Annotated in this window: 6 protein-coding genes and 1 pseudogene; 1 reads left to right on the top strand and 6 read right to left on the bottom strand. The window is 62.9% G+C overall.

The genetic code is table 11. The annotated features are described in order from the left end of the window. Positions 1-178 precede the first annotated feature (178 nt). The 6 genes and pseudogenes from mdlC to M6D32_RS09530 all read right to left on the bottom strand — a co-directional run bounded on the left by mdlC (position 179) and on the right by M6D32_RS09530 (position 7117). Complete coding sequence (gene mdlC, locus M6D32_RS09505; RefSeq protein ID WP_298255646.1) at positions 179-1804, bottom strand: benzoylformate decarboxylase; 1626 nt, start codon at positions 1802-1804, stop codon at positions 179-181. Positions 1805-1937: 133 nt separating this feature from the next. After that, entirely contained in the window at positions 1938-2786 is an 849-nt protein-coding gene (locus M6D32_RS09510) for a MaoC family dehydratase N-terminal domain-containing protein (protein ID WP_298255647.1), read from the bottom strand. Then, the gene (locus M6D32_RS09515; protein WP_298255648.1) at positions 2783-3910 is read right to left on the bottom strand and encodes a CaiB/BaiF CoA-transferase family protein; all 1128 of its coding nucleotides are present in this window, start codon (positions 3908-3910) and stop codon (positions 2783-2785) included. The genes M6D32_RS09510 and M6D32_RS09515 overlap by 4 nt, the downstream gene beginning before the upstream one ends. 12 nt (positions 3911-3922) lie before the next feature. Further along, positions 3923-5092 (bottom strand): acyl-CoA dehydrogenase family protein, encoded by a 1170-nt coding sequence (locus M6D32_RS09520; protein WP_298255649.1) that lies wholly within the window; start codon positions 5090-5092, stop codon positions 3923-3925. Between the two features lie 215 nt (positions 5093-5307). Next, positions 5308-5637, bottom strand: a pseudogene (locus M6D32_RS09525) (DUF559 domain-containing protein); the annotation flags it as partial. Between the two features lie 205 nt (positions 5638-5842). Continuing rightward, the gene (locus tag M6D32_RS09530) at positions 5843-7117 is read right to left on the bottom strand and encodes a cytochrome P450 (RefSeq protein ID WP_298255650.1); all 1275 of its coding nucleotides are present in this window, start codon (positions 7115-7117) and stop codon (positions 5843-5845) included. Positions 7118-7450: 333 nt separating this feature from the next. Between M6D32_RS09530 and M6D32_RS09535 the strand changes: the two genes are divergently transcribed. After that, positions 7451-8065, top strand: a 615-nt coding sequence (locus M6D32_RS09535; RefSeq protein WP_298255651.1) for an acyl-CoA dehydrogenase family protein, incomplete at its 3' end; no start/stop codon positions are given.

Raw genomic sequence — 8065 nt, forward strand, 5'->3', positions numbered from 1 at the left:
TCAGCAGGCCATGAAAAACGATATTCTGATGCTGCACGGCGTTGATCCTCTTCCTGTCCAGATGATTCGCAACCAACTGAACCCAAGCAGAATCAATGCCGTGCACTTTCTCAAGCAGAAATCGTGCCGGACGGTCGTGGGTCAAGCCCGGCCATGACGAAAGAGAGTGCGGCGACACCTAACCCTTCCGCTCGTACAGCACCGGCACGGCGGAATCGACCATCACCTCGACGAGGCTCGTCCCGTTGTAAGAGAGCGCGCGCTTCAGCGCGCCCGCCAGTTCCGACGACTTCGTCACGCGCATGGCGTCGCAGCCCATGCCTTCGGCGATCTTCACAAAATCGAGGCCGGGCATGTCGAGGCCGGGCACGTCGCGCACCTGCATCACCTGGCTGAACGCGCGCATCGCGCCGTAGCCCTGGTTGTTGATGACGATCACCGTCAGCGGCAGCCTGCGCTGCGCCGCTGTCCACAGCGCCTGGATCGAGTACATCGCCGACCCATCCCCGACGAGGCAGACGGTGCGGACGTTCGGTCGGCCGAACGCAATGCCGACGGCGGCCGGCAGGCTGTGGCCCAACCCGCCACTTGCCATGGTGTAAAAACTGTCCGCGCCCGCCATCGGCATGAAATTCTGCATCGCCGGACGGTGCGAAGGCGCTTCTTCCACCAGCACGGCGTCGCCGGGCATCGCCAAGCCAAGGCTATGCAGAAGGAATGCCGCGGGGATGGGGTCAGCAGCAGCGGGCGCGGTCGGCAACACACGCCCTTTCGGCACCGCGCGCTTCGTTTCGCCCGTCATCTCGATCAGAGCGGCCAGCGCGGGTTTCATGGTGGCGATGATGCTGGTGCCGACCGGCGTCACGGCGGCGGCTTCGGCATCGTCGGTGATCTGGAACAGGGTTGTCGCGCCGTCGAAGATCGCGGCATGGCCTTCGACATGAAAAGTGAAGACCGGCGCGCCGATCACGACAACGAGATCATGCGGGCGTAAGGCTTCCGAGAGCTGACCGGGGGAAGCATGCAGGAAACCCGCAAATTGCCGATGGCGTTCCGGGAAACTGCACCGCGCCGAGAATGGACTGACCCAGACCGACGCGCGGGTCTTCTCCGCGAGCCGCACCATCAGATCGACAGCCTGCGCGCGATCGACCGCTGGGCCGACGACAAACGCGGGCCGTTCACTCGTCGCCAGTGCGTTGGCCAACCCCTTGATGGCGTCGGGATCGGGGCTGAGTTCCCGGGTCACGTCGCGCGCCTCGATTGCTTGTGCGGGCTTCGTCCAGTCGTCGATCGGCACCGAGACGAAGGTCGGTCCACAGGGCGGCTGCATCGCGACGTAATAGGCACGCGCGATCGCGACTGGCACGTCTTCGGCGCGCGCCGGCTCGACCGAGAATTTCACGTAGGGCCGCGGGAATTCCGACGCCCGCTCGGCAAACAGAAACGGCTGCCAGGGAAGGATCGAGCGCGCCTGCTGGCCCGCGGTGATCACGAGCGGGGTCTGGTTGCGATGTGCGGTAAAGATGTTGCCGAGCGCGTTGCCGACGCCGGCCGCCGAATGCAGATTGACGAAGCCGGCGTTGCGGGTCGCCTGCGCATAACCATCAGCCATGCCGATGACGGAGGCTTCCTGCAAGGCCAGCACGTAGTCGATGTCGTCGGGCCAGTCGCTGAGGAATGGCAATTCGGTCGAGCCGGGATTGCCGAACACGTGTCTGATGCCGAACGCTCGGAGCAGGTCGAAGGTCGCCTGCTTGACGGTGAGGGGGGCGTTCGAGGTTTTGGTTGGCTTGCGGGGCAAGGCTAATGCTCCGCCTGTGCGTCATGGCCGGGCTTGACCCGGCCATCCAAGTCTTTCTTGTCGAGCGAACGGTAAGACGTGGATGCCCGGCACAAGGCCGGGCATGACGAAGAGGGCCGTTGCTGCAGGGGCCTCACCACGTCGCGGTGCCCTTCATGGTGGGCTGGCCTTGCGTGTTCGCGGTCCAGGTTTCCAGGCCGGCGTCCACTTCGCTCGCGTTGACCGAGAACTCCGAGCCCTCGAACAGCGGCTGCAGGCCGCGATAGGCGAATTTCTTCGGCACGCGCCCATGCACCTTCGCGGCGAATTCGATCTGCAGCGCCGCCTGCATCGGTCCGTGGAAGATCAGGCCGGGATAGCCCTCGACTTTGGTCACGTAGTCGCGGTCGTAGTGGATGCGATGTCCGTTGAAGGTCAGCGCCGAGTAACGGAACAGCAGTACGGGATCGGCGAAGTGCGTCTCGCGGTGTTTTGCCGCCGGCGCTGCTCCGGCAGGTTTCGCGGGACCAGGGGATCCGGTCGTGACATCGCGATAGACAATGTCATGCCGCTCGCGGATGGCGACCCCGCGCGGCGTGGTCAGTTCGTGATCCACCGAAACGAAACACAGCTGACCGGTCGAGCCGCTCTTCAAATTGACGTCCTTGATGCGCGAGACACGCTTCACCTCGTCACCGACGCGCAAGGTATCGAAGAATTCGAGTTCGCCGCCCGCCCACATCCGCCGCGGCAGCGGCACCGGCGGCAGGAAGCCTCCGCGTGAGGGGTGGCCATCGGGGCCGAGTTCGGAAGCCGGCACCACTGCCGGCGCCAGGCACCAGTGCACGGTGAAGGGCGCTGTGTCGCCGGTCTTGGGTTCGCCAACGGGAAGAAACAGCGTCGCGCGCAGGCTCTTCACCAGCTGCGCGGTGACGATGTCAGAGGCTTCGGTGCTGCGGCCGATCCATTGCCGCAAATGATCGAGGTCGGGCTTTTCGGTCATGACACCTTCCGCGCGGAATCTTTTCCTTGCGACGCCGGCTGCTCGCCAACTGCTGGCACTGGCCCGTATTGGCGCGGCTCGCCGACGAAGATCGCGGCCGGCGCCGGATAGCTCACGACGCCCTTTGGCGTCGCCACCTCGATCCGCCGCAGATGCGGATGCTGCGCCAGATCGTCCATGGTGTTGACCTCGGCGAAGGCGATGTCGGCATCGGCCAGGCGCTTGAGAAGCTCGTCGCGCGTCACCGAACCAAAACTGTCGCCGACGATGCCGTCGGTCAGCGGGCGGTTCTTGACGCGCTCGACCATGTTGGAAAGGCGCGGATCGTTCGGTAGCTCCGGTTGCCCGAGCACCTCGGCGCAGAGCTTTTTCCACTCGCGCTCGCTCTGGATCGAGATCAGGATGTCCTTGCCGTCGCTGGAGCGGAACACGCCATAGGGCGCGATCGAGGGATGGGCGAGGCCGATGCGCTTGGGCGGCTGGCCGGCTTCCGAATTGATCAGCGGCACGCTCATCCAGTCCGCCATCACATCGAACATCGAGATGCGGATATCGGCGCCCTTGCCGGTGCGCGAGCGCGCGATCAGCGCCTCCAGGATCGAGGCATGCGCGGTGGCGCCGGTCGCGATATCGACAATCGAAAGCCCTACCCGCGAGGGGCCTTCCGGACCGCCCGTGATCGAGGCGAGCCCGCTTTCGGCCTGGATCAGGAGATCATAGGCCTTGCGGTGTGCGTAGGGCCCTTCATCGCCATAGCCTGATATGGTGCAGCAGACGAGACGCGGATAATCCTTTTTCAGCCGGTCGAGCGAGAAGCCGAGCTTGTCCATCGAGCCGGGCTTGAGATTCTGCAACAGCACGTCGGCGCCTGATATCAGCCGCTCCAGTTCGGCGCGGCCCTCGTTGGTCGCGAGGTCGACGATCGCCGAATCCTTGCCGCGGTTGAGCCAGACGAAATAGCTGCTCTGGCCCTTGGCGGCGGCATCATAGCCGCGGGCGAAATCGCCCTCCGGCCGTTCCACCTTGATGACATGGGCGCCGGCATCCGCGAGCCGCGACGAGCAGAATGGCGCGGCAACCGCCTGTTCGACGGCGACGACGGTGATCCCCTCAAGCGGCAGCATGGCTCAAAGCCCTCAGTAGGAACGCGGCATGCCGAGCACATGCTCGGCGATGAAAGACAGAACGAGGTTGGTCGAGATCGGCGCCACTTGATAGAGCCGCGTCTCGCGGAACTTGCGCTCGACGTCATATTCCTCGGCGAAGCCAAAGCCGCCATGGGTCTGCACGCAGGCATTCGCCGCTTCCCAGGAGGCATCCGCCGCCAGCATCTTGGCCATGTTGGCCTCAGTGCCGCAGTCGAGCCCGGCTTCGTATTTGCGGGTCGCTTCCTTCACCATCAATTCGGCGGCGCGCATCGCGGCGTAGGCTTTGGCGATGGGAAACTGAATTCCCTGGTTCTGGCCGATTGGGCGGCCGAACACCGCGCGATCCCTGGCGTAGGTCGAGGCCTTCTCGATGAACCACTTGGCGTCGCCGATGCATTCGGATGCAATCAAAATACGCTCGGTATTCATGCCGGAGAGGATGTAGCGGAATCCCTTGCCTTCCTCGCCGATCAGGTTTTCCGCCGGCACTTTCATGTCGGTGAAGAACACTTCGGTCGTGGAGTGGTTCATCATGGTGCGGATCGGGCGGATCGACAGCCCGGCCTTCTTGGCCTCCCGCATGTCGACGATGAACACTGAAAGCCCGTCAGTGCGCTTTTTCGCCTGCTCCTTCGGCGTGGTGCGCGCGAGCAGGATCATCAGGTCGGAATATTCGGCGCGGCTGGTCCAGATCTTCTGGCCGTTGACGACATAACTGTCGTTGCCCTCGCGCCGGGCAAAGGTCTTCAGCGAGGACGTGTCGGTGCCGCTGGAAGGTTCGGTGACGCCGAAGGCCTGCAAGCGCAATTCGCCGGTCGCGACCTTCGGCAGCCATTTTGCCTTCTGCGCCTCGCTGCCGTGCCGCAGCACGGTGCCCATGGTGTACATCTGGGCGTGGCACGCGCCGGCATTGCAGCCGTTCTTGTGAATCTCTTCCAGGATCGCGGTCGCGGCCGAGAGCTTCAGGCCTGCGCCGCCAAATTCCTCCGGGATCAGCACCGAGAGATAGCCGGACTCGGTGAGGGCGTCGACGAAAGCCTTCGGGTAGGCCATTTCGCGGTCGAGCTTGCGCCAGTATTCGCCTGGAAATTGCGCGCAGAGCTTGGCTACGGCGTCGCGGATGTCGGTATGGTCGTCGTGGTCGTCTAAAGATGACATCGGAACTCGGTCTGTAAGTCGACGGGCGTGACCGCATGAGGGCGCGCGAATGCTTCTGGTACCATTGTTTTTGCCGAAGATGTCGGCCATGGCAACCCCGATTGCAGCAGACCGGATCGTCTGCATACCCGTCTTCGGTAGGGACGACGTAAACTATACCCGGGATAATCCCTCCCCCGCGAGCGCAAGCGAGCAGTGGGGAGGGTCGATCGGCGTTAGCCGATCGGGGTGGGGGCATTTAGCGCGAGCGCTATTCTTTCCATCACGCCGCTTAAGTTTTGATCGACGTCTGAATTCCAGAATCGCAGAACGCGGAAGTCCTGGGATCGAAGAAACCTGTCGCGCTCGCTATCTGACCGAGTGCCCGCCTGCATCGCGTGCTGGCCTCCATCGACTTCGATCACAATCCGCGCTCTTAATGAGGCAAAATCGACGATATAGCGTCCGATTGGCGCCTGCCTCCGAAAATGAAAGCCAAGCGGTTTGAGTTCACGCAGTTTGACCCACAATTTCACTTCTTGCGGCGTGAGCCGTTTACGAAGTGCGCGAGCATTCTCATTTGGTAAGGGCTATCTCCATGGTAAATACCCCACCCGCCCGGCGCTCTGCGCCGGCCACCCTCCCCACGCGTTCCGCGGGGGAGGGATCAAGAGGGCGTGCGAAAAGCCGGGCACCTTTTGGATGTCGCCGGCCTCAATCGCTGCAAGCCCGCGCGATTTTCAATATTGTAGAGGCCCTCGATCAAATGGTCTAGGCAGGTATGCGCACCGGCAGGTACTCGATGCCGCGCACGAAGCTGGAATAGACCCGCTTCGGTTCGCCGACCACCTCGATCCGCTCGAAGCGCTTGAGGATTTCCTGCCAGACGATCTTCAGTTGCAGCTCGGCGAGCCGCATGCCGACGCAACGGTGGATGCCGAAGCCGAACGACAGATGGATCTTCGGCCGCGCGCGATCGATGATGAACTCGTTCGGCCTGTCGATCACTTCCTCGTCGCGGTTGCCGGAGACGTACCACATCACGACGCGGTCGCCCTTGCGGATTGTCTTGCCGCCAAGTTCGGTATCGACGAGTGCGGTGCGCCGCATATGGGCGAGCGGCGTCTGCCAGCGGATGACTTCCGGCACCATGGTGTCGATCAGATCAGGATTTTCGCGAAGCTTCTTGTACTCGTCCGGATGTTCGTTGAGCGCGAGCACCGATCCGCTCATGGTGTTGCGGGTGGTGTCGTTGCCGCCGACGATCAGGAGGATGATGTTCCCCATGAGATTGTCGGGATCCATGTAACGCGTGGCTTCGTTGTGCGCCATCATCGAGATCAGGTCGTTTGTCGGTTCGGCGTTGACGCGCTCGTTCCATAGCTTGGAGAAATAGGCGGCGCATTCGTCCATCTCGGCGCGGCGCTGCTCGGCCGACTCAACGACGCCGCCTTTCGGCAGGGCGGTCGAGACGTCTGACCAGCGCGTCAGCTTGCGCCGCTCCTCGAACGGAAAATCGAACAGCGTCGCCAGCATCTGCGTGGTGAGTTCGATCGAGACCAGGTCGACGAAATTGAAGGTCTCGTTGCGCGGCAGCGAATCCAGCACGCGCGCGGTGCGCTGCCGGATCAGGATCGCGAGCTCGTCCAGGTGCGTCGGCGTGAACATCGGTTGCACGGTCTTGCGCTGCGCCGAATGTCGGGGCTGGTCCATGGCGATGAAGCTCGGCCAGTCATAGCCGGGCGGGACGTCCCGAATCGAAATTCCGCCCAGCGAAACGTCCGACGAGAAGACGCCGTGGTTGGTATCGACATGCATGATGTCGTTGTAGCGGGTGATGGACCAATAGGGCTCGATCGGCGCCTTGGTGCAGTAGTGCACCGGCGCTTCCTTGCGCAGCCGCTCGAAATAGGGCCACAGCGTATCGTTGCGGAACAGTTGCGGCGCGCCCGGGTGAAAATCCTCCAGCGGCATGGAATAGGCGGCCTCACGCGCGGCGCGCATCAGCTCCTGTCTGTTCATCCCGGGCGATGTCTGGATGTTCATGGCCGTTCTTCCCTGAGGCGTGGTCCTAGCGAATGTCAAATCCGCTCCACGAGGTGCCCCTGCCGTTGGTTCGGGAGGTGGTGACTTCCGGGCCAAATTACATCCCCTTGGAGGTGCAAGAGCAAGAGAGTTTTGGCGGGTTGGCGAGGCCGCCATGGCATGCCACGCGCCTCGCCATTGGCCGGCCTTGTTGCCGTCCGTGACAAGTCCAATTCAAGGGATTAAGGCAGTGGTGGAGTGGATTTGACATTCGCTACCCGCCTGGCCCGAAGCTGATAAAGCGAATGTCAAATCCCAAACTCCACCACCAGAAACCTCGCCCGGAGGCCGCCCATGATTCCCAACGCATACCGGATGTTCAATTTCGATCTCGGCGAGACCGCGGATGCGCTGCGCGAGACGGTTCACGATTTTTCCAGCAATGAAATTGCGCCGCGCGCCGCCGAGATCGACAAGACGAATCAGTTTCCGATCGACCTCTGGCCCAAGCTCGGCGCGCTCGGGCTGCACGGCATCACCGTCGAGGAAGAATATGGCGGCTCGGGCTTAGGCTATCTCGAACATTGCGTGGCGATGGAGGAGATCTCGCGCGCCTCGGCTGCGGTCGGCCTGTCCTACGGCGCGCATTCGAATCTCTGCGTCAACCAGCTCCGCCGCAACGGCACTGACGAGCAGAAGAAGAAATACTTGCCGAAACTGATTTCCGGCGACCATGTCGGGGCGCTCGCGATGTCCGAGCCGGGCTCGGGCTCCGACGTGGTGTCGATGGCGACGCGGGCCGAGAAGAAGGGCGACCGCTATGTGCTCAACGGCTCCAAGATGTGGATCACCAACGGCCCCGTTGCCGAGACGCTGGTCGTCTATGCCAAGACCGATCCTACGGCGGGGCCGCGCGGCATCACGGCCTTCATCATCGAAAAAGGCATGAAGGGGTTTTCCACCGCGCAG

Source organism: Bradyrhizobium sp. (assembly GCF_027307225.1).
Lineage (GTDB): Bacteria > Pseudomonadota > Alphaproteobacteria > Rhizobiales > Xanthobacteraceae > Bradyrhizobium.

Bases quoted from the DNA above. Each gene is read 5' to 3' on its own strand.
- M6D32_RS09510 (WP_298255647.1), bottom strand. From the start codon at position 2,786: ATGACCGAAAAGCCCGACCTCGATCATTTGCGGCAATGGATCGGCCGC.
- M6D32_RS09530 (WP_298255650.1), bottom strand. From the start codon at position 7,117: ATGAACATCCAGACATCGCCCGGGATGAACAGACAGGAGCTGATGCGC.
- M6D32_RS09515 (WP_298255648.1), bottom strand. From the start codon at position 3,910: ATGCTGCCGCTTGAGGGGATCACCGTCGTCGCCGTCGAACAGGCGGTT.
- M6D32_RS09520 (WP_298255649.1), bottom strand. From the start codon at position 5,092: ATGTCATCTTTAGACGACCACGACGACCATACCGACATCCGCGACGCC.